The 19,883-nt window shown below is 61.9% G+C and carries 21 protein-coding genes; 5 read left to right on the forward strand and 16 right to left on the reverse strand.

The genetic code is table 11. The features are described from left to right. Complete coding sequence (locus tag H147_RS0109690) at positions 1-1,722, reverse strand: cation:proton antiporter (protein WP_019955166.1); 1,722 nt, start codon at positions 1,720-1,722, stop codon at positions 1-3. Positions 1,723-1,827: 105 nt separating this feature from the next. Further along, positions 1,828-2,421 (reverse strand): HNH endonuclease, encoded by a 594-nt coding sequence (locus H147_RS0109695; protein ID WP_019955167.1) that lies wholly within the window; start codon positions 2,419-2,421, stop codon positions 1,828-1,830. 279 nt (positions 2,422-2,700) lie between these two features. On the opposite strand from H147_RS0109695, the gene H147_RS21615 reads away from it, so the two are divergent. Continuing rightward, on the forward strand, positions 2,701-3,021 hold the full coding sequence (locus H147_RS21615) for an REP-associated tyrosine transposase (RefSeq protein ID WP_043699714.1): 321 nt from the start codon (positions 2,701-2,703) through the stop codon (positions 3,019-3,021). A 135-nt stretch (positions 3,022-3,156) separates the two neighbouring features. Here the strand turns inward: H147_RS21615 and H147_RS0109705 are convergent, their stop codons facing one another. The 8 genes from H147_RS0109705 to H147_RS0109740 form a co-directional block, all read right to left on the reverse strand. Beyond that, a complete protein-coding gene (locus tag H147_RS0109705; protein WP_019955169.1) occupies positions 3,157-3,762 on the reverse strand; it encodes an imm11 family protein in 606 nt (201 codons plus the stop codon). Next, positions 3,759-4,016 (reverse strand): hypothetical protein, encoded by a 258-nt coding sequence (locus H147_RS19590; RefSeq protein WP_019955170.1) that lies wholly within the window; start codon positions 4,014-4,016, stop codon positions 3,759-3,761. The genes H147_RS0109705 and H147_RS19590 overlap by 4 nt, the downstream gene beginning before the upstream one ends. A gap of 129 nt (positions 4,017-4,145) precedes the next feature. Then, a complete protein-coding gene (locus H147_RS0109715) occupies positions 4,146-4,769 on the reverse strand; it encodes an imm11 family protein (RefSeq protein ID WP_081625843.1) in 624 nt (207 codons plus the stop codon). Between the two features lie 3 nt (positions 4,770-4,772). Next, positions 4,773-5,183, reverse strand: a complete 411-nt coding sequence (locus H147_RS19595) for a toxin-activating lysine-acyltransferase (RefSeq protein WP_019955172.1) — start codon at positions 5,181-5,183, stop codon at positions 4,773-4,775. A gap of 6 nt (positions 5,184-5,189) precedes the next feature. Beyond that, positions 5,190-5,858 carry an alpha/beta hydrolase gene (locus tag H147_RS0109725; RefSeq protein ID WP_019955173.1) on the reverse strand — a complete coding sequence of 223 codons (669 nt, stop codon included), beginning with the start codon at positions 5,856-5,858 and terminating at the stop codon, positions 5,190-5,192. Next, entirely contained in the window at positions 5,855-6,484 is a 630-nt protein-coding gene (locus H147_RS0109730) for a DNA-3-methyladenine glycosylase family protein (RefSeq protein WP_019955174.1), read from the reverse strand. The genes H147_RS0109725 and H147_RS0109730 overlap by 4 nt, the downstream gene beginning before the upstream one ends. After that, positions 6,481-7,203 carry a cobalt-precorrin-6A reductase gene (locus tag H147_RS0109735; RefSeq protein ID WP_019955175.1) on the reverse strand — a complete coding sequence of 241 codons (723 nt, stop codon included), beginning with the start codon at positions 7,201-7,203 and terminating at the stop codon, positions 6,481-6,483. The genes H147_RS0109730 and H147_RS0109735 overlap by 4 nt, the downstream gene beginning before the upstream one ends. Next, positions 7,200-8,243 carry a cobalt-precorrin-5B (C(1))-methyltransferase gene (locus H147_RS0109740; RefSeq protein WP_019955176.1) on the reverse strand — a complete coding sequence of 348 codons (1,044 nt, stop codon included), beginning with the start codon at positions 8,241-8,243 and terminating at the stop codon, positions 7,200-7,202. The genes H147_RS0109735 and H147_RS0109740 overlap by 4 nt, the downstream gene beginning before the upstream one ends. A 97-nt stretch (positions 8,244-8,340) precedes the next feature. On the opposite strand from H147_RS0109740, the gene cobA reads away from it, so the two are divergent. Genes cobA through H147_RS0109755 form a run of 3 tightly spaced genes read left to right on the forward strand, consistent with a single transcriptional unit; the run spans position 8,341 to position 11,753 of the window. Next, positions 8,341-9,192, forward strand: coding sequence for a uroporphyrinogen-III C-methyltransferase (gene cobA, locus H147_RS0109745; RefSeq protein ID WP_019955177.1), 852 nt, complete (start codon positions 8,341-8,343; stop codon positions 9,190-9,192). Between the two features lie 55 nt (positions 9,193-9,247). Further along, positions 9,248-10,522 carry a cobyrinic acid a,c-diamide synthase CobB gene (locus H147_RS0109750; protein ID WP_019955178.1) on the forward strand — a complete coding sequence of 425 codons (1,275 nt, stop codon included), beginning with the start codon at positions 9,248-9,250 and terminating at the stop codon, positions 10,520-10,522. Positions 10,523-10,532: 10 nt separating this feature from the next. Then, a complete protein-coding gene (locus H147_RS0109755) occupies positions 10,533-11,753 on the forward strand; it encodes an MFS transporter (protein ID WP_019955179.1) in 1,221 nt (406 codons plus the stop codon). Between the two features lie 93 nt (positions 11,754-11,846). Here the strand turns inward: H147_RS0109755 and H147_RS0109760 are convergent, their stop codons facing one another. From H147_RS0109760 to H147_RS0109785, 5 genes are all read right to left on the reverse strand, one after another. Beyond that, positions 11,847-12,614: a phytoene/squalene synthase family protein gene (locus H147_RS0109760; RefSeq protein WP_019955180.1), complete on the reverse strand. Its 768-nt coding sequence runs from the start codon at positions 12,612-12,614 to the stop codon at positions 11,847-11,849. After that, a complete protein-coding gene (cimA, locus tag H147_RS0109765; RefSeq protein ID WP_019955181.1) occupies positions 12,611-14,230 on the reverse strand; it encodes a citramalate synthase in 1,620 nt (539 codons plus the stop codon). Before cimA ends, H147_RS0109760 begins: the two co-directional genes overlap by 4 nt. A 69-nt stretch (positions 14,231-14,299) precedes the next feature. Then, positions 14,300-15,733, reverse strand: coding sequence for a cysteine--tRNA ligase (gene cysS / locus H147_RS0109770; protein ID WP_019955182.1), 1,434 nt, complete (start codon positions 15,731-15,733; stop codon positions 14,300-14,302). A 219-nt stretch (positions 15,734-15,952) separates the two neighbouring features. Next, entirely contained in the window at positions 15,953-16,597 is a 645-nt protein-coding gene (locus tag H147_RS0109780) for an outer membrane protein (RefSeq protein WP_019955184.1), read from the reverse strand. Between the two features lie 501 nt (positions 16,598-17,098). Then, complete coding sequence (locus H147_RS0109785; RefSeq protein ID WP_019955185.1) at positions 17,099-18,208, reverse strand: anhydro-N-acetylmuramic acid kinase; 1,110 nt, start codon at positions 18,206-18,208, stop codon at positions 17,099-17,101. A gap of 61 nt (positions 18,209-18,269) precedes the next feature. Here H147_RS0109785 and tyrS point away from each other — a divergent pair, with 61 nt between their 5' ends. Continuing rightward, positions 18,270-19,580, forward strand: a complete 1,311-nt coding sequence (gene tyrS / locus H147_RS0109790; RefSeq protein WP_019955186.1) for a tyrosine--tRNA ligase — start codon at positions 18,270-18,272, stop codon at positions 19,578-19,580. A 129-nt stretch (positions 19,581-19,709) separates the two neighbouring features. Here tyrS and H147_RS21170 read toward each other — a convergent pair whose 3' ends face one another. Next, the gene (locus H147_RS21170; RefSeq protein ID WP_019955187.1) at positions 19,710-19,859 is read right to left on the reverse strand and encodes a hypothetical protein; all 150 of its coding nucleotides are present in this window, start codon (positions 19,857-19,859) and stop codon (positions 19,710-19,712) included. Positions 19,860-19,883 lie beyond the last annotated feature (24 nt).

Here is a 19,883-nt window from a genome sequence, read left to right on the forward strand (position 1 = left end):
TTACGCGTCCAGCGCGTTGTCTGCGAACCGCAGCGGACGATCCGCCCCGTCTTTGCCTGCGCCGCCGGACAGCAGATCGGCGGCGCGGTCGGCCGCATCCTGAAACGGCTCGAGCACCAGATCGGCACCGGCATCGCGCAGGCGTTGCGTTTCTGGTGCGTGGTGCGATGTCACCGCGATCTGCCCCCGATATCCGGCTGCACGGGCAAGCTGGATGAGCGTGATGCGTGTGTCTTCGTGGCTCAGGCTGGCGGGGTGGATCGGCACCGTGGACACGATCCAGTCCGCCCCCGCCAGCGGCAAATCGGCCACGAATTCGGGATCGGTCGCATCGCCGAAAGCGGTATCCAACCCCATGTCGCGCCAGCGCCGCGCAGCGGCGGGGTTGAAATCGACACCCAACACCTTGATACCGCGCCGCTGCAGGCGCAGCCCGATGGCCGTGCCGAACCGGCCAAGGCCGAAGATGACGACCTGATGGTGGTCGCCGGTCCGCGCGGCGTCCTGATTGTCGCGGGGGGTGGACTTGCGTTCAAAGACACCCAGCCAAGGCTCGAAGATGGTATAAAGCTGGTGCGAGTAGGTGATCATATAGGTCGAAGCCGCAATCGTCACGAGGCCGACCATCGTGACCAGCCCCAGCGCGTCTTGCTCTACATGGCCGATGGTGACGCCCATCGCGATGAAGATCAGTGAAAACTCGCTGATCTGCGCGACAGTTATTCCGGCCAGGAACCCCGTCCGCTTGCGATAGCCAAGCGCGCCCATGATCCCGAGCATGATCAACGGCTTGCCGATCAGAACAAAGGCGGAAAAGACCAGCGCCGCCCAAGCATAGGTGCCCAGCAAAGACAGGTCGAGGCCGGCGCCCAGCCCGATGAAGAAGAACAGCAACAGAAAATCACGCAAAGGCGCAAGCCGTGCCGCGATGGTTTCGCGGTAGGGCGTCGATGCCAGCGCGACACCGGCCAGCAAACCGCCGACCTCCTTGCCCAGCCCCACCACATCGCCGATCGCGGCGAACATGGCGGCCAGCGCGATGGCAAAGATCAGCAGCAATTCCGGTGTCCGCGCAAGACGTTCGGTCAAAGGGTCGGCAACATAACGCGCAAAGGCGATGACGGCGGCAAGCATGCCGACACCAGAGGCCAGCACCAGCGGAACCGATCCGCCGCCGTGCCCGTCGCCTGCCGCCCCGATCCCGATGGCCGACAGCACGATCATCGCCAGAACGACGACAATGTCCTGCACGATCAGAAGGCCAAGGGCAATCTGCCCGTGCAGGCTGTCGATCTCGCGTCTGTCAGACAGCATCTTGACGATGATGATCGTCGATGAAAACGTCAGTGCGATGGCGACATAAAAGCTTGTCGTCACCCCAAGCCCCAGCGCCAGCCCGATCAGGAACCCAAAGATCGCGGTAAAGGCAATCTGCCCCAACCCCGTCAGCAAGGACACCGCCCCCAGCGACCGGATCAGTTTCACATCGAGCTTGATGCCGACAAGAAACAACAGGATCGCAATGCCAAGCTGCGACAGAAGCGTGATCTGCGCATCCGCGCGCACAAGGTCCAGCGCCGATGGCCCGACCAGCAGCCCCACCGCGATGAAACTGACGATCAGCGGTTGCTGCAGCATGATCCCGACAAAGCCGATGCCTGCGGCCAGGACAAGCAAAAGGGCGATCTCCACGAACGGAGATTGGATCATCGCTTCGATCATGGGCAGACTTTCCTGTTCGCACGGGCGGGATGTGGCCCGCTTATCCGTCAACAATCAGGCAGGATGACGCAGCGGACCTTGATCCAGCGCATGAAACGCGAAAAATCACGCCTCCAGTTCGGCATCCCAGTAAAGATAATCAAGCCAGCTGTCATGCAGGTGGTTGGGCGGAAACTTGCGCCCGACATTGTGCAATTGCGACGGGGCCGGACGGCGCGGCGGTTTGCGCAGTGACAGACCCGACTGGCGCAGGGATTTCGACCCTTTGCGCAGGTTGCACGAACTGCAAGCGGCGACCACGTTTTCCCAGCTTGTCACACCACCCGCCGCACGCGGCACGACATGGTCAAAGGTCAGATCCCCCTTGGCCCCGCAATACTGGCACGAGAATTCATCGCGCAGAAACAGGTTGAACCGGGTGAAGGCGACCTGCCGTTGCGGGGTGACGTAATCCTTCAGCACGACGACCGACGGGATGCGGATCTCGGTCGACGGGCTGCGCACCGTTTCTTCGTATTCGCTGACGATCACCACGCGGTCGAGCCATGCGGCCTTGATCGCCTCTTGCCATGGCCAGAGCGACAGCGGGTAATAGGACAAGGGCCGGTAATCCGCATTCAGCACCAGCGCTGGAAAATGTTTCAACGACCCCGGGGCGCGTACGAAATCGGTCCGAAACTCTGTTTGCGTCATCGTCATCAATCCCACACATTCCGTGCGGAGGCCTTGCGAACCGGCGTTTCCGCAGCGATGTCAGCTTGACTATATCTCGCGGCAGATTTGTGACAAGCCCCACAATATGTGCCAAACAAACGCAGGCGCGGTGTTATGCCGATGTCAGGATCGGCCGTTTTGACGCGGTTAGGCCCTTTACTGACAAGCTCAAGGCTCGCGAAGCGATTTGCAAGCAGCTTGGCGTAGGCCGGGGTTCACCCCGGCGATATCCAATATGTGTTTGAGGTTGTGCCTGATGTCGGGGTGAAACCCGACCTACGGATTGTTGCTGGCGATGCCGACTTATCAAGGCGGTGGCGCCTCATCAAATCACGGTTCTCGCGGGCTGTCGGGCTGAAACAGCCGCGCAATGCGTCACAGGTGGCCAAGAACGAACACGGGTTGTGGCAACGCCGTTTCTGGGAACATTGCATCCGCGATGACGCGGATTTTGCCGCCCATCTTGCGTATTGTTGGGGAAATCCGGTGAAACATGGCCTCGTCACGCGGGCCGTCGATTGGCCGTATTCATCGTTGCACCGCGATATCAAAAAAGGTTTGGCGGGGGAGGAATGGGCGGGTTAGACATGGGTGCAAGCACCCATCCTACGTTTGCTGCGTATCGGACAATGATTCAGGGAAGATGTGATGGGCATTAATGCCAAAAATATTGTACCAAGACATGGATAATCCGTTCAGAAATACAGAATAAAATCAGGCTCAATCAACCATCACGCATTTGAGGAATTTCACCCGCTCAACAAGGCCAGAGCTCTGCAACGCCTGATACAACCGATCGCTCATAAACACTGCACCGCGTAAAAGCGGCTCCATCCAAAGATCGATTCCGCCTGCCTCATCAGTATTCACAACAATCGTGCTGTCTGAACAATTGAAGTCGTAATATGTTCCCCTGGGAATGAGTCTCTCGGATTCCTTATAAGCAAATGACTTTTTAGTCTCGGTGATGTTTACGTAGTAATAATCAGGGTTGCCCGGAATTTTCTGTTCATCATTCACGTACAACGTAACGTGCCTAAAATGTATCCCTCCAAGGTCAAAACCTTGCAAAAAATCCCGCAGTTGTTCTGACACAAACAAAAAGCCGTTTGTCATCAGATGTGGCACAGGGTTTATAGGGTTTACGACGCGTGTCAGAATAGCCTTTTCTTCGAAATTCTGTTGGAGATCGACAAACTCGGCATTCAAATAGGTGAAATCCAAGCTATTTTTAATGATGTTCATCCTAACATCTTGCGGTTGACTGAAATGATAGACCTGCTCAGGATCTGCCAACGCATCCGTGACCCATATCTGCTCGCTCATTTGGTATCTCCCACCTTGCTCGCCCCCATCTTCTCCAGCGTCTCTGCATCCACCAACCGCGTGACGATCGGATGCAATCGCAAGTCTCCGTCCTTCACCACCTGCTTGAAGTTCGCGATGACCGACGCAGTCGTCTTCTGGTTCGGCGCAATCACGTCCAGCAGCCAGTTGATGTCGCCCGACTGCCAATCCTCTGCCTTGAGCCGGATCGGGAACACGCCGCCCTTGATCTGGTCGCGGATTGGTGTCGTCATCGCAACTCTCCGTTCATCTCGCGGCATGGGTGCAAGCACCCATCCGACGCTTGCTTTGGGCAATGTAGGGAAAGGAAATAGGCCTGCTGGAAATGGCATCTGCGCTTCTCACTTAAAAATCTTGTGGAATCAGGCTTCTTGTTTCTTATGAAATGAAAGACCTGTCAGACCAGCGGTCTGAAGGCGTTCGACCAACACGTCAGACATGAATACTCCGCTTCCGCCGAGACCAGCAAACTTGTCGATCCAAGCATGGTGGTTCCCAATAGCTTCCATCGAAAACACAATTGACGATGGCTCGCCCTTCACGGGTTTCCAAAAACCGCGCGCATTGCGCGGGTAGGTCAATTCAGGATGATAGGTGTCAAGGCGATTGCAGACGTTGAGCAAATAGTAATGTGCTATCTTTTCGTCATTCTGAAAAATCTCCATCGGGAAAAACTGATGGGTATCTGGTTCAATTTCTTCAAGAATGTCCTTGAACGTCTGATTTACCAAGCATTTGCTCGGCCACCTTTCCACATCGAGTAGCGGAACGGGTTTGCGGTTTGGGTCGATCCGCTTGATTTTTGTCGGCATGTGGTCGGGTTTCAGCGGTCGCCCTGACCCTAGTCGAACAATCATCCCTCCGCCGTCTTGGGTACGGTCGTAAAGGTCGACCTTATCGAAATCACCGTCGAGCCATTGGAAGTATGGGTTATACTCCAACTCTTGGCCTTCAGGTCTGATGCCAGAATTCACATAAAAAGCCATCGTTTAACTCTCTTTGCTTTCTTGGGCTATCTTACTCGCACCCATCTTCTCCAACGTCTCCGCATCCACCAACCGCGTCACGATGGGATGCAATCGCAAATCACCGTCCTTGACCACCTGCTTGAAGTTCGCGATGACCGATGCCGTGGTCTTCTTGTTCGGCGCGATTACGTCCAGCAGCCAGTTGATGTCGCCCGACTGCCAATCCTCCGCCTTGAGCCGGATCGGAAACACGCCGCCCTTGATCTGGTCGCGGATGCGGGCGTCGACTTCTGCCGACACGCTCGCCCAGATCGCGACACCCGCCAGATCGGTCAGCGCGCTGCGTTCCTCGTCCTTAGGGTAGGCAATCGCAATGCGGTAGCGCGGCAAGGCCATCATCGCCATCGCGATCTTTCCGAAGGATTCGCGCACCTGGCCTCACTCCATCCCCAGACGGTCGCGCATGAACGCAAGCGCCACTTGCAGCCCGTCAGGGGCGATGCCGTGGGCGGTGCCTTTCATCACATGGGCATAGACTTCGATCCAGCCGGCCTGTTGCAGGGCCTCTGCCGCCATCGGCAGGGATTGCGGCGGCACGACATCGTCCTGATCGCCGTGGATCAGCAGGACAGGCGGGCGGCACAGCGCCTCGTCGGCCAGCAGTTCCGGCAGCAAGAGCCGCCCCGAGAAGACGACGATGCCTGCGACCGCATCCTCGCGGCGGGGCGCGACATGCAGCGCCATCATCGTGCCCTGGCTGAAGCCCAGTACGATCACCTGTTCGGGCAGAAGGTCCTCGTCCACCATCACCCCGTCAAGGAAGGCATCCAGATCATCGGCAGCGCGTTGCAGCCCGGCCTGGCTTTCCTCCTCGCTCGATCCGTCGATCCACGGGATCGGGAACCATTGGTAGCCCATCGGCGCACCGGCACAGCCTTCGGGCGCATCGGGGGCCAGAAACAGCGTGTCGGGCATGTGGTCGGCCAAAGGATCGGCCAGCCCGATCAGGTCCGCGCCATTCGCGCCATAGCCATGCAGGAAGATGACGCAGGATTGCGTCTCGCCCGATTGCGGTTCGCGCCGCTGCGCCTGAAGTGCCCGTGTCATCTGATCCCTTCCCGTTGCTTGATGGTCGCGTAATAGGCCCACATGATCCGTGCCGCAACCGAACGCCACGGCGCCCAAGGCTGCGCCATCGCGCGCAGCGCCTTGTCCTTTGGCCGTTCGGGCAGATCGAAGATCACGCGCGCCGCCTCTTGCAGCGCCAGATCGCCGGGGGCAAAGACATCGGCACGGCCCAGCGAGAACATCGCATAGATTTCCGCCGTCCAGACCCCGATGCCTGTCACCTGCGTCAGTTGCGCGATCACCACGTCGGTGGGCAGATGGTGCAGCCCCGGATAGTCCAGATCGGCCAGTGCCAGCGCCTTGGCATAACGCGCTTTCTGCCCGCTGAGGCCCAAGGCGCGCAGGTCATCGGCGCTGGCCATGGCAATGGCGCGCGGATCATCCATGCCCGCCGCCACCAGCCGCCCCATGATCGCGTTGGCCGAGGCCACGCTGACCTGTTGGCTGACGATCGCCCCCAAGAGGGCACCAAACCCATCGGGTTTCAGGCGCAGCGGCAAGGGATGCAGGTCAGGGATGATCGCGGCAAAGCGCGGTTCGATCCGCGCCAGATGGTCTGCGCCTTCACGGATGCAGGCGTCCGATGTGATGATCCGCATATTCATAGCTCCGCCACCCATGCCAGGGCCGCCGCAACACTGAGGACCTGCGGCCAGTTCCCGACAGCGGGCCGCGCGATCATCAGCACCGGAATGCGCAAGGTGCGTGCAGCGACCAGTTTCGTGGCACTCGCCTGCCCGCCTGCGTTCTTGACGACCAGCCAGTCCACACGCAAGCGCCGAAACAGCGCGATTTCATCCTGCACCGAAAACGGCGGACGACCGACCAGAAATTCCCCGCCCTGAAAGGGAAACGGCCCCTCGGGCGGATCGATCTGGCGGCAGATCACGCGCCGCCCCGTCAGATTGGCAAAGCCGTCCAGCATCTGGCGTCCGGTGCCAAGGAAAACCGTCGCCCCTTGCGGGATATGTCTGGCGGCCTCCTCCTCGCTGGCGATCTCGGTCCAGAGATCGCCCGGCCCGGCCACCCAGGGCGGGCGCAAGAGCTGGCAGAACGGCAGGTCCAGTTCGGCGCATACCGTGGCCGAGCGCTGCGTGATCCGCGCAGCATAAGGATGGGTGGCATCCAGCACGGCATGGATGTGATGTTGCGACAAGAAATCGCGAAACCCCTCCGCGCCGCCGAAACCGCCCACATGTGTCGCAACCGGCAACGGCGCCGGATCACGCGTCGCTCCTGCAAGCGAGGCCATCACATCCTGCCCTTGCAAAGCGGTGGCAATCGCGCGCGCCTCTGTCGTGCCTGCCAGCAGCAAAAGCGTCATGCCCCCGCCCTCGCCAGCACTGCCCCCGCGCGGTCGATCACGACGATATCAAAGGTCATGCCCGCAAACCGCGCGCTGACCTGCGCGAGGGCCGCATCCGCCACCGCCTGCGCGAACGGCGGCCCCGCGATCTGATACGCCTCGAGCGCGGTATTGGCGCTCGCCAACCTTGGATCATCCTTCATCCGCGCAAGCCGCGCAAAATCGACCTGAGAGCGCGCCGAATGCAGGTCCATCGCGCCTTGCGCAAGCTTGGTGATCTTGCCGATTCCACCCCCGATGGTCACGCGCGGGACCGGATGTTTCGCCAGATATTTCAGCATCCCGCCCGCAAAATCGCCCATGTCCAGCATGGCGTGATCGGGCAGGCCATGGATCGCCTGTACCACGGTTTCCGATGTGGCCCCCGTGCAACCTGCAACATGCGTCAGCCCGCCAGCCCGCGCCACATCGATGCCGCGATGGATCGACGCGATCCAGGCCGCACAGGAAAACGGCCGCACGATCCCGGTGGTGCCAAGGATCGACAGCCCCCCCGCGATCCCCAGACGGGGGTTCCATGTTTTCAGCGCGATCTCCGCCCCGCCCGGCACCGAGATTTCAATCACAACATCAGCGCTTTGTCCGTAAAGCGCCGCCATTTCGGCCACGACCTCCGTCATCATCTGGCGCGGCACGGGGTTGATCGCAGGCTCGCCCACGGCAATCGGCAATCCGGCCCGCGTGACCATGCCCACGCCGTCCCCCGCGCGGAAAATGACCCCGCCATCGGACACACTGACCCGTACCACGATCAGCGCGCCATGGGTCACATCGGGATCGTCGCCCGCATCCTTGGTGATCCCGACACTGGCCCAGCCTTCGCCCGCCTCGGCCAAAGCCAGCGGGAATGTCGGCGTCTCGCCCTTGGGCAAGGCTATCGTCACGTCGCGCGCAAAGGCCCCGCCCCACAGCCGGACCAGCGCCGCCTTGGTCGCCGCCGTCGCACAGGCGCCCGTGGTCCAGCCACGGCGCAATTCGGTCTGGGGTTTGCGTGTCATCGGCGCGACGATAGGCAGGGCTGCGGATGACGGCAATCGGCAATCGCAGGTCGCAACTCCGCTTTCCCTGCCGCAAAAAGCGCGGCATAAGCGGGGGATGGACAGCACGATCCCCCTTCCCGGCCACGACTGGCCCGTGATGCAGCCCGGCTGGGTCTGGCTCTGCGGGGCCGGTCCGGGCGATCCGGGGCTGCTGACCTTGCACGCGCTCAACGCGCTGCGGCAGGCCGATGTGGTGATCTATGACGCGCTGGTGCAAGAAGCCATCCTCGACTGGGCACCGCAGGCAGAGCTGATTTATGCCGGCAAACGCGGCGGCAAACCCTCGGCCAAACAGCGCGATATCTCGCTGCGGCTGGTCGATCTGGCGCGCGCAGGCAAACGGGTGTTGCGGCTCAAAGGCGGCGATCCGTTCGTCTTCGGGCGCGGCGGTGAAGAGGCGCAGACGCTGGTGCAGCACGGCGTTCCGATCCGCATCATTCCAGGTATCAGCGCAGGCATCGGCGGGCTGGCCTATGCAGGCATCCCGGTCACGCACCGCGACGTGAACCAATCAGTGACCTTCGTGACCGGCCACGACCAGTCCGGCAACACGCCCGGAAACCTCGATTGGACAAGCATATCAAAAGGATCGCAGGTGATCGTGATCTATATGGGGATGAAACACATCGCCCAGATCGCAGGCCATCTGATTACCGCAGGCCGCAGCCTGCACGAACCCGTGGCTGTCGTCACCACCGCGACAACGCAGGACCAGCGCGTGCTTGAAACCACGCTGGGCACCATCGTCGATGACATCGCCGCCGCCCAGCTGGAACCGCCCGCCATCATCTGCGTCGGACAGTCGGTGCTGATGCGGCAGGTTCTCGACTGGCAAGGCATGGCGGCAGGCGACGCCCCGCGCAACCTCGACCCGTTGGGCCGGGGGCGCGCCGCCGAATCGGCCTGATGCCCCTCTTCTTATTTCCCAAAATACTCCCGCCGGAGGCGTCCCGGAGGGACTTATGCGCTTTCTGATCAGCGCCCCCGCCTCGAGCAGCGGCAAGACGACGGTAACTCTGGGCCTGTTGCGCGCCTTCAGCCGGACGCAAACGGTCCGCAGCGCCAAATCCGGCCCCGATTATATCGACCCTGCCTTTCATGCCGCCGCCTCGGGTGCGGCTTGCGTGAACCTCGACTCCTGGGCGATGACGCCCGACCGGATCAAGGCGCTGGCCGCAGGCACCGGCACGCTGATCGTCGAAGGCGCGATGGGTCTGTTCGACGGCGCACCGCCTGCGGGCAAAGGCTCCAGCGCCGATCTGGCCAAGATCCTGAACCTGCCCGTGGTGCTGGTCATCGACGCCGGGCGCATGGCAGGGTCGGTGGGCGCCCTGGCGCAGGGCTTCATGCGCTACGATCCCGATCTGCATGTCGCGGGCGTGATCCTGAACAATGTGGGCTCGCCCCGGCACGAGGCGATGCTGCGCCACGCCTTGCAGGGTGTCACGGTCTTCGGAGCCTTGCCGCGCGACCCTGCCCTGCATCTGGGATCACGGCATCTGGGGCTGGTGCAGGCACAGGAACGCCCCGATCTGGAGGCGTTCCTCGACCGCGCCGCCGATCTGATGACACAGCATCTGGACCTGACCGCGCTGCAAACACTCGACACGCCCCGGCCCCGCGCCGGGGCCTCGCACCGCACTCCCCCACCCGCCCAAAGCATCGCCATCGCCCGCGACGCGGCTTTTGCCTTCGCCTATCCGCATCTGCTCGACGATTGGCGCGCAGGCGGGGCGGAGCTGACATTCTTCTCGCCCCTCGCCGATGACCCGGTGCCGCAGGCCGATTTTATCTACCTGCCCGGAGGCTATCCCGAACTGCACGCAGGCCGGATCGCTGCGAACACGCGGTTCATGGATAGCCTGCGGCAGTCGCCGGCCATGATCTATGGCGAATGCGGCGGCTATATGGTGCTGGGTGACGGGCTGGTCGATGCGGATGGCACACGGCACGCGATGGCAGGTCTCTTGCGGCTGGAGACCTCCTTTGCGCAGCGCAAGCTGCATCTGGGCTATCGTCAGCTGCATGCGACCGAAGGGCTGCTTGCGGGGCATTGGACGGCACACGAATTCCACTATGCCAGCACGCTGCGCGCTGACGGCACGCCGCTTTTCTCCGCGACAGATGCGACCGGCACAGGGCTATCGCCCATGGGCCTGACCGCAGGCCGCGTGTCGGGGTCGTTTGCGCATATTATCGACCAAAGCCCCATTGCCAGCGCCGATGCTCCGGCGTAGCAATCTGCGGATGGACATGATCGACGACAGCCGCGCGAAACGCAATGTGACCGTTCTGGTGCTGGCACAGGCCATTCTGGGCGCACAATTGCCGATGATGTTCGTGATCGGCGGGCTGGCGGGCAGCCAATTGGCGGGCAACCCCTGTTTCGCGACCTTGCCGATTTCGATGATCGTTTTTGGGTCCATGACAACCGCGCCATGGATCAGCCCGTTGATGCAGCGCAACGGGCGGCGCTTCGGCTTCATGATCGGTGCATTCGGCGGGGCGATGGGGGCAGCGGTGTCGGCCTACGGGCTTTATACCGGATCGTTCTTCATGCTGCTTGTGGGGTCATATCTGAGCGGGATCTACATGTCCGCGCAGGGTTTTTACCGTTTTGCCGCGACAGATACCGCGTCAGAGGCGTTCCGGCCCAAGGCGATTTCCTTTGTCATGGCGGGGGGGCTGTTATCCGCGGTGCTGGGGCCGCAATTGAACAAGCTTGCGCAGGATGCCTTTGTCGTGCCGTTTCTCGGCTCTTACCTTGCGATCATCGTGCTGAACCTTGTCGGCGTCGGCCTGTTCTACTGGCTTGACCTGCCCAAAGGCAGCCGGTCGGAACCCAAGGCGCTGAACGCGTTCAAAGGGCGCAGCCGTCGCGAATTGCTGCGCGATCCACGGATCGTGGTGGCGATCATCTGCGGGATGGTGTCCTATGCGCTGATGAACCTTGTGATGACGTCGACCCCCTTGGCCGTCGTCGGATGCGGTTTCACCACCAACAACGCCAATGACATCGTGTCGCTGCATGTGATCGCGATGTTCGCACCGTCTTTCTTTACCGGCCATCTGATCGCCCGCTTCGGCGTTGAAAAGATCATCGCGACGGGGCTGGTCATCCTTGCCTTGGCGGGGGGTGTGGCGATCGCGGGGGTAGAATTGGCGAATTTCTTTGTGGCGCTGGCACTTTTGGGCGTGGGCTGGAATTTCGGTTTTATCGGGGCCACGACCATGCTGGCAGGCGCGCATCGCCCCGAAGAACGCGGGCAGGTACAAGGCCTGAACGACATGCTGGTGTTCGGGATGGTGACGGTTGCGTCACTCGCAGGTGGCGGGCTGCTGAATTGTGCCGGCGGCACGACGGTCGAGGGCTGGAATGCCGTCAACCTCGCGATGATCCCGTTTCTGGTTCTGGCGGGGGCATCGCTGATCTGGTTGTCGCGCCAGCGCAGGGTTGTGGTGTCGTAAGGGGCGCTGCCCGCGCCCCGGACTTGATCCGGGGTCTCGCCCGGAGCAAGCCCTGAACAAGACGAGTATTTGCGGAAATAAGAAGATGCGGGCCTAGACCCACCAGCCGCGCAAAGCGACATGCGCGAGGCGCATGCTTTGGCGGAGCGGCGTGAGTTCGAGGCGGCCTTGCAGCGCGGCGGCGGGGTCTTTGGCGCCTTTAGTCAAAACGGGTCGGGTGGCATGGCCAAGCAGCAAAGGTGCGCTGGCCTCTTTGAGCAGATCGCGGCGCGCGGTGCGGGCGGCGTCCAGACGCGCCAAGGCACGTTGCGCAAGTCCGGCGATGCCATCGGCGCTGGCGTCCGGCAGCGGCTGGCGTTGCCGGTCCAGCAGCACGGGCAGCGCGCGCAAGAGGTTGGCCACACCTGTCGCATAGGCGAAATCGCCCACCACAATTTCGTCGGCGTTGCCCATGAGCCGCGCGGCTGTGATCATCGGCCCACCACTGGTCGCGTGGATATAGGCATCAAAATCTGTCTGATCCGCAAAAGGTTCGGTGTATATGTCCCAGCGCCGTGCCGCGATCAGCGCGTCGAGCCTGTCCGCGCCCTGCGCATCCAGCACCCAGGCCAGCGCGTCCACGACCTCGTGCTTGCGCACATTGCCGCCAGCCTTGATTTCTTCCAGCGCGTCGCGCCACCATTGCAGGCGCATTTCCGCGATCATCGGTTCCTTGGTCAGCCAGGGCGCACGGATGATTTCGACGTTGAAGGCATAGAGCGGGAACAGCACCCGGCGGGCGGCGACGGGGGCCACCATGATTGCGCGGAACCGTTCGGGATCGGCCTTTTCGACCAAAGCGGCGCAGGCGTCAAAGCTCATGCCTGCGCGCCGTCCCGCACGAGTTTCCAGTTGATCGCGTCGATCAGCGCATCAAACGATGCATCCACGATATTCGCACTGACGCCGACCGTGGACCAGCGGTTACCGGCGCGATCCTCGCTGTCGATGATGACGCGGGTCACGGCCTCGGTGCCGCCGCCCGTGATGCGGACCTTGAAATCCACCAGTTCGATATCCTCAATGATCGCCTGATAGGGGCCAAGGTCCTTGGCGAGGGCGCGGGCCAGTGCGTTCACGGGGCCCCGGTCGCTGCCGTCGGGGCCAAGGCTTTCACTGACGTTGAGGAATTTCTGACCCTGCACCTTGGTCACAACCACGGCCTCGGACAGCGATACCATCTGGTTGCGCTTGTTGCGGCGGCGTTCGACCGTGACGCGGTAGCGTTTGACCTCGAAGAAAACGGGCAAAAGGCCAAGTTCGGCGCGGGCCAACAACTCAAAGCTGGCCTGCGCGGTGTCATAGGAATAGCCCTGTGCCTCTTTCTCCTTGATCCGCTCGACGATGCGGGCCAGCGCGGGGTGATCCGCCGCAACGTCGATCCCCGCGTCGGCCAGACGCGCGCGCAGGTTCGACTGGCCCGCCTGATTGGACATCGGCACGATGCGCGTGTTGCCGACAGCCGCCGGGTCGATATGTTCGTAGGTGCTGGGGTCTTTGGCGATAGCGCTCGCATGAAGCCCGGATTTGTGCGCAAAGGCGGACGCACCGACGTAGGGCGATTGCTTGGCCGGCACGCGGTTGAGGATGTCATCAAGCAGCCGCGACGCGCGGCGCAGCCCGCGCAGCGCGTCATGGGTGACGCCGGTCTCGAACAGGCTGGCATAGGGTTCCTTGAGCAGCAGCGTCGGGATCAGCGTCGTCAGATTGGCATTGCCACAGCGTTCGCCCAGACCGTTCAGCGTGCCTTGCACCTGCCGGACACCCGCCATCACAGCCGCGAGCGACCCTGCAACGGCGGTCTCGGTGTCGTTGTGGGTGTGGATGCCCAGATGGTCGCCGGGGATGCCGCTGGCGATGACCTCGGTCACGATCCGCGCGATATCGTCGGGCAAGGTGCCGCCGTTGGTGTCGCAAAGCACGATCCAGCGCGCGCCTGCGCTATAGGCGGCGTGGATCACCCGCAGCGCATAGGCGGGGTTGGCCGTGTAGCCGTCAAAGAAATGTTCGGCGTCGAACAGGGCCTCGCGCCTCTGTTCGGCAAGATGGGCGAAACTCGCGCGGATGTTTTCGACATTTTCGTCAAGCGTGATGCCAAGGGCCGTCGTGACATGGAAATCATGCGCCTTGCCAACAAGGCAGACCGACGTCGTCCCCGCATTGAGCACAGCCGCCAGCACGTCGTCGTTGTCCGCGGACCGGCCCTGCCGCTTGGTCATCCCAAAGGCTGTAAAGCGCGCGCGGGTCGCGGGGGGGGTGGCAAAGAATTCGTTGTCGGTCGGGTTCGCACCAGGCCAGCCGCCTTCGATGTAATCCATCCCCATCCCGTCAAGAACAGCGGCGATCTGGTGCTTTTCCTTGGCCGAAAATTGCACACCCTGCGTCTGTGCACCGTCGCGCAGGGTCGTGTCGTAGAGATACAATCGTTCTTTATTCATCTGGCACGATCCAAAATTTTCGCCGAAAATTTTGAGCGGGGATGAAGAATTTTTGACAAAAATTCTTCATCAAAGCCCGCCCAGCTTTGACGCATCAAAATCAGGTCCCGGCGTCCATGTGGCCTGCCCGCCCACATCGGTGACCTGCACGCCGGCGGCGGTCAGGATGTCGCGCACCTCGTCAGCCTGCGCCCAATCTTTGGCTGCGCGGGCGGTGGCACGCGCGGCAAGCAGCGCATCGACGCGGGCAGCGACGGCGGGTGTCACATCCGGCCCCGCCTCTGCCCCGTCAAACATCGGGATCGCAGACCAGTCGCGCACCAGCCCGAGCATCTCCATGCCATGCGCAAAGCCCGCCAGCGCGGTCGCTGTCTTGCCTTTGGCGAGCACATGCAGCCGCGCAATGGCGCCCGGCGTGTTGAGATCATTGGCCAGCACGCCAAGGAATTCCGCATCCGTCTGCCATTTGCCATCAGCCTTCAGCGCGCGGATCAGATCAGGGCCGAATCCGTGGCCGTGCAGGATGCCGTACCAGCGGCGGAGCGTCATGTCAGCCTCGGCGCGGCGGCCCTCGGTCCAGTCCATTGTCTTGCTGTAATGCGTGCCCAACATGACAAGGCGGATCACCTCGCCCGGGATGCCCTGATCCAGCAGGTCGCGGATGGTAAAAAAGTTGCCCAGGGATTTGGACATCTTCTTGCCCTCGACCTGCAGCATCTCGTTATGGATCCAGTAGCGGGCGAAGTCACCCTGCGGATGGGCACAAGCGGATTGTGCGATCTCGTTTTCATGATGCGGGAATTGCAGGTCATTGCCGCCGCCATGAATGTCAAAGCTTTCGCCCAGCAAGTCATGCGCCATGGCCGAGCATTCGATATGCCAACCCGGACGGCCATAGCCCCAGGGGCTGTCCCAGCCCGGCACGCCGTCACCTGACGGTTTCCACAGCACGAAATCCATCGGATTGCGTTTGTAGGGAGCGACTTCGACCCGCGCACCGGCGATCATGTCGTCGATTGACCGGCCCGACAGCGCGCCGTAATCGGCATAGCTTTCGACGGCGAACAGCACATGGCCTTCGGCTTCGTAGGCATGGTCCTTGGCGACAAGATCCGCGATCATGTTGATCATCTGTGCGATGTACTGGGTCGCGCGGGGTTCATGCGTGGGGCGCAGCGCCCCAAGGGCGTCCATATCCGCGTGATACCAGCCGATGGTTTCTGCCGTGATATCCCCGATCGCGCGCCCGCTTTGCGCCGCGCGCGCGTTGATCTTGTCGTCCACATCGGTGAAATTGCGCACATAGGACACGTGTTTCGCGCCGTATGTTTCGCGCAGCAGCCGGAACAGCACGTCAAACACAAGCGACGGGCGGGCATTGCCCAGATGCGCGCGGTCATAGACCGTGGGTCCGCACAGATACATCCGCACATTGCGCGCGTCGATGGGCGCGAAATCCTCGCGTTTGCGGGTCTTTGTGTTGTGCAGCCGGATGGTGGTCATGATGCCTCGCGCGCAGGGTTATGCTGCGGGCTTAGCTGCTTGCGATCAGGTGTGAAACGACAAAAAGCGGCCCGCGACGGATGTCAGCAGGGAATAATGCAGCAGATAATGGTGCAAATGCTCTTCATGGGGATTGCCTAGCGCCAAATGCGGCCCAAGGCAACGAAAAAGGGCCCGCGCGTGATGCGCAGGCCCTTTCGGTCAGATCAGAGGATCGGATCAGAACTGGAACGACACGCGGGCCGTTGCAGTGGTGGCGCGTACGCCGAGACCTTGCACGTCACCTTCATAAAACTTGTGCTGCAGCACTTCACCGCCGATCAGAATGCTGTCGCTGAACTTGTAAGCGGCACCGAGACCGTAGAAGTCGCCATCCGCTTCCAGATCGCCAAGAACGCCATCGGTGGTCACGTTTGCGCGAACGACGCCACCTGTGACATACGGCAAGAAGGCACCAGCATCATATCCGACGCGCGCTTTAACGCGCAGGATATCGTCAACTTCGGCGTTGCCAAGATCTGTCGTGCCGGTTTCTTCCATGCTTGTCAGATCGTAGTCAATCTCGGCGCCCAAGACGACCGAGCCCAAATCATACATGTAGCCTGCGTGCACACCGTAGACAGCACCGTTGAAATCTTCGTCAGCCACTGCCGAGGATGTCAGTTCGCCATAGCCCAGCTGGCCACCGACGTAGAAGCCGGACCAGTCGGAGCCGGCCATCATTGGTGCGGGTGCGGGCGCCATTGGTGTGGGGGCCACTGTCTCGACAGGTTGGGCCAGACCGCCGGCGGATGCCATGCCTGCAGCCAGTGCGAGCGGTGCTGCCAGCATGGCTGTGCGTGCGAATTTGAATGTGGTGGTCATGAGTTATTCTCCGTGTTTCGGGTTGTCGTATGGCGCTTATTTGTTGGTTATCGGAGGAGGTACAACGGGTCTCACAGCGGTGTGATGGGAATCGGCGGGTTCGGCCCGAAATACATCTCCGCTCGGCCAGTATCCGCCCAATTCCGCGACAAAATCGCAACATATACCGGAAAAATATCCAATGACTAACGTGCGTAAGCACGTTTTCGTAGCCGCATCTGGTGCCCGCCATTAATGTTTTCTCTCTTGAACTGTCCGGTGCGCGCTTTCGCACCTTGGACGTCGCAGCGGGTTGCCGAATCCGCATCGCCGCCGTGCCAGACGACAGTCTTTTTCACCGGGCTGGATCATCGCAAAGGGTGGCTAGGGTTTGTCCTGCGAGACAGCGCAAGACCCGCATCTCAGACACGCCCAAGGCGACACCGCGTCGCGGGTTGCGGCACAGACCGCGCCACGGACCCCGCCCGCAAAGGTGTCATGCTGACCTAAGGCATGACCCGGTCAGGCGATCGCGCGCGCTGGCGGCACCGCGACGCGCCCGCCGCGTACCGGCGCAGATGCGCCTGTCGTGCCCGGTGCCGAAAGCGGAAGCCCCCGCAAGACGCGCACGGCAAGATAGGCAAAGGCCTGCGCCTCGAGCATGTCGCCATCCAGCCCCACCGCCTCGACCGGATCGACCGGCAGACCGCAAGTGGCGGCAAGGCCTGCCATCAGCGTGGCGTTGCGACGTCCGCCGCCCGTCACCAAAAGCCGTTCTGGCGGACGCGGGCAATGCGCCATCGCCGTTGCAACCGACCAGACCGCCGCCTGTGTCACTGTGGCGATGGCATCGGCATCCGCCAGATGTGCGGTCGCAGGGCCAAGTCCGCGGAAATGATCCCGGTCGAGCGATTTGGGCGGCGAGAGCCGGAAATAGGGATCGTCACGGAACCCCGTCAGGGCCTCCAGATTTACCTTGCCCGCAGCGGCGATCTGACCCCCGGTATCATGCGGGCGACCGTAGCGCATCCGCATCGCGTCATCGATTGGCGCATTCGCTGGCCCTGTATCAAACGCCAGCAGCGCACCCGGATCGGCCGGATCAGCGCGGGCCGGATCGACCCAGGTCAGATTGCCGACGCCGCCAAGGTTCAGGAACGCCACGGGCGCACGCGCGCCGATCCACTTGGCCAGCGCAAAATGATAGAACGGGGCCAGCGGCGCACCCTGCCCGCCAGCCGCCACATCGGCGCTGCGGAAATCCCACACGACAGGATAACCCAGCGCCGCCGCCAGCCTGTCCCCGTCGCCGCATTGGTGTGTGCCACGCCCGCCCGGGTCATGCGCCAAAGTCTGGCCGTGGAACCCTGCGACCGCAACATCGCGGAAATCCGACATCACAGCGATATGCGCGTCCTCGACGATACGGGCGGCGGCGGCGGTGTCCTGATCCTGCCAGTGCCCCAAAGCCGCACGCAGCACATCCTGTTCGTCAGGGCGATAGGCGCGATAGGCGACCGGCCCGAAACCAAAGATCTTGACGCCGTCGGTTTCCACCACCGCGGCATCCACCCCGTCGAGCGAGGTCCCCGACATCGTCCCCAACGCGTTGACTGCGATCCCGTCCAACATCTGCTTTCCCTCATGCCTTGCGCTGACTATAGAGTGCTGATGCGACATTAGGAACAAAGCGATGACTTACCACCCCAAATCCGATTTCATGTCCGTGATGATGGAACGCGGCTTTCTGGCCGATTGCACCGATTATCAGGGGCTGGACGATGCGTTGAGCAAGGGCGTGGTCACCACCTATATTGGCTATGACGCCACTGCGAAATCGCTGCACGTCGGGCATTTGCTGAATATCATGATGCTGCGCTGGCTGCAAAAGACCGGGCACAGGCCTGTCACCCTGATGGGCGGCGGGACGACCAAGGTCGGCGATCCCAGCTTTCGCGCCGATGAACGCCCGCTGCTGACACCCGACCAGATCGACGCCAATATCGCGGGGATGCAGCAGGTATTCGCCAAATACCTGACCTATGGCGACGGGCCGACCGATGCCTTGATGCTGAACAATGCCGAATGGCTGGACGGGTTGAACTACCTCGAATTCCTGCGCGACATCGGGCGGCATTTCAGCGTCAACCGGATGCTGGCCTTCGAGAGCGTGAAATCGCGGCTGGACCGCGAACAGTCGCTTTCCTTCCTCGAATTCAACTACATGATCCTGCAAGCCTATGATTTCCTGGAACTGAACCGCCGCTATGGCTGCCTGTTGCAGATGGGCGGATCGGATCAATGGGGCAATATCATCAACGGGATCGACCTGACGCGCCGCGTCCTTGACCATGAAATCTATGGCCTGACCTCGCCTTTGCTGACCACCAGCGACGGGCGCAAGATGGGCAAATCGGCGGGCGGGGCTGTCTGGCTGAATGCCGATATGCTGAGCCCTTACGAATTCTGGCAGTTCTGGCGCAACACGACCGATGCCGATACGGGGCGGTTCCTGAAGCTCTACACCGAACTGCCGGTGGAAGAATGCGACCGTCTGGGTGCGCTGCAAGGCTCCGAGATCAACGCGGCCAAGATCATCCTCGCCAACGCAGTGACAGCCTTGCTGCACGGGGCCGAGGCCGCCGCCACAGCCGAGGCGACCGCGCGCGAGGTCTTTGAAAAAGGCGGCGTGGGCGACGATCTGCCGACGCTGACGCTGGGCGCCGCAGACTTTATCTTCGAAGGACCGGCAGACCTGTCATCTGAGCAAGCTCTTGAAACTAACCCTCAGGCGCTCACAATCTCTATTGCGCAACTCCTCGTAAAATCCGGTTTGTCTCATTCGGGCAAAGAAGCAAAACGGCTTGTGGCTGAATCTGGTGCGCGTCTTAACGATGAACTGGTGACAGACACTGCTCTGATGGTCTCAGCGGCCGACCTTAAAAAAGCTCCGATCAAGCTCAGCGCCGGCAAGAAACGCCACGCGCTGGTGCAGTTGGGATAGCACCCTCGCGCCAGCTTCACGGCTGGCGCGCCCCTTTCTCCCATCTTCCGAGCGCGTCAATTCGCGCAAGCGCGATTTGACGTAATCCCCGCCGGAGGCAACCGTGCATGGCCCTGCCATGCGCGGTCCCTACAGCAGCAACAGGCTGACCAGCTGGATCGTGATCCCAATGGGAAAGGTGATGGCCCCGGCGACCAATGCGGCCCCCAGCACCGTGGGCCGCACCGGGGGTGCGATGACGCCGTGCACGGCGCGGGTTTTGCGATTCGTGTTTTTCATGCGCCGATTAACGCAGCCTTAGAT

The sequence above is a fragment of the Yoonia vestfoldensis DSM 16212 genome (assembly GCF_000382265.1).
Lineage (GTDB): Bacteria > Pseudomonadota > Alphaproteobacteria > Rhodobacterales > Rhodobacteraceae > Yoonia > Yoonia vestfoldensis.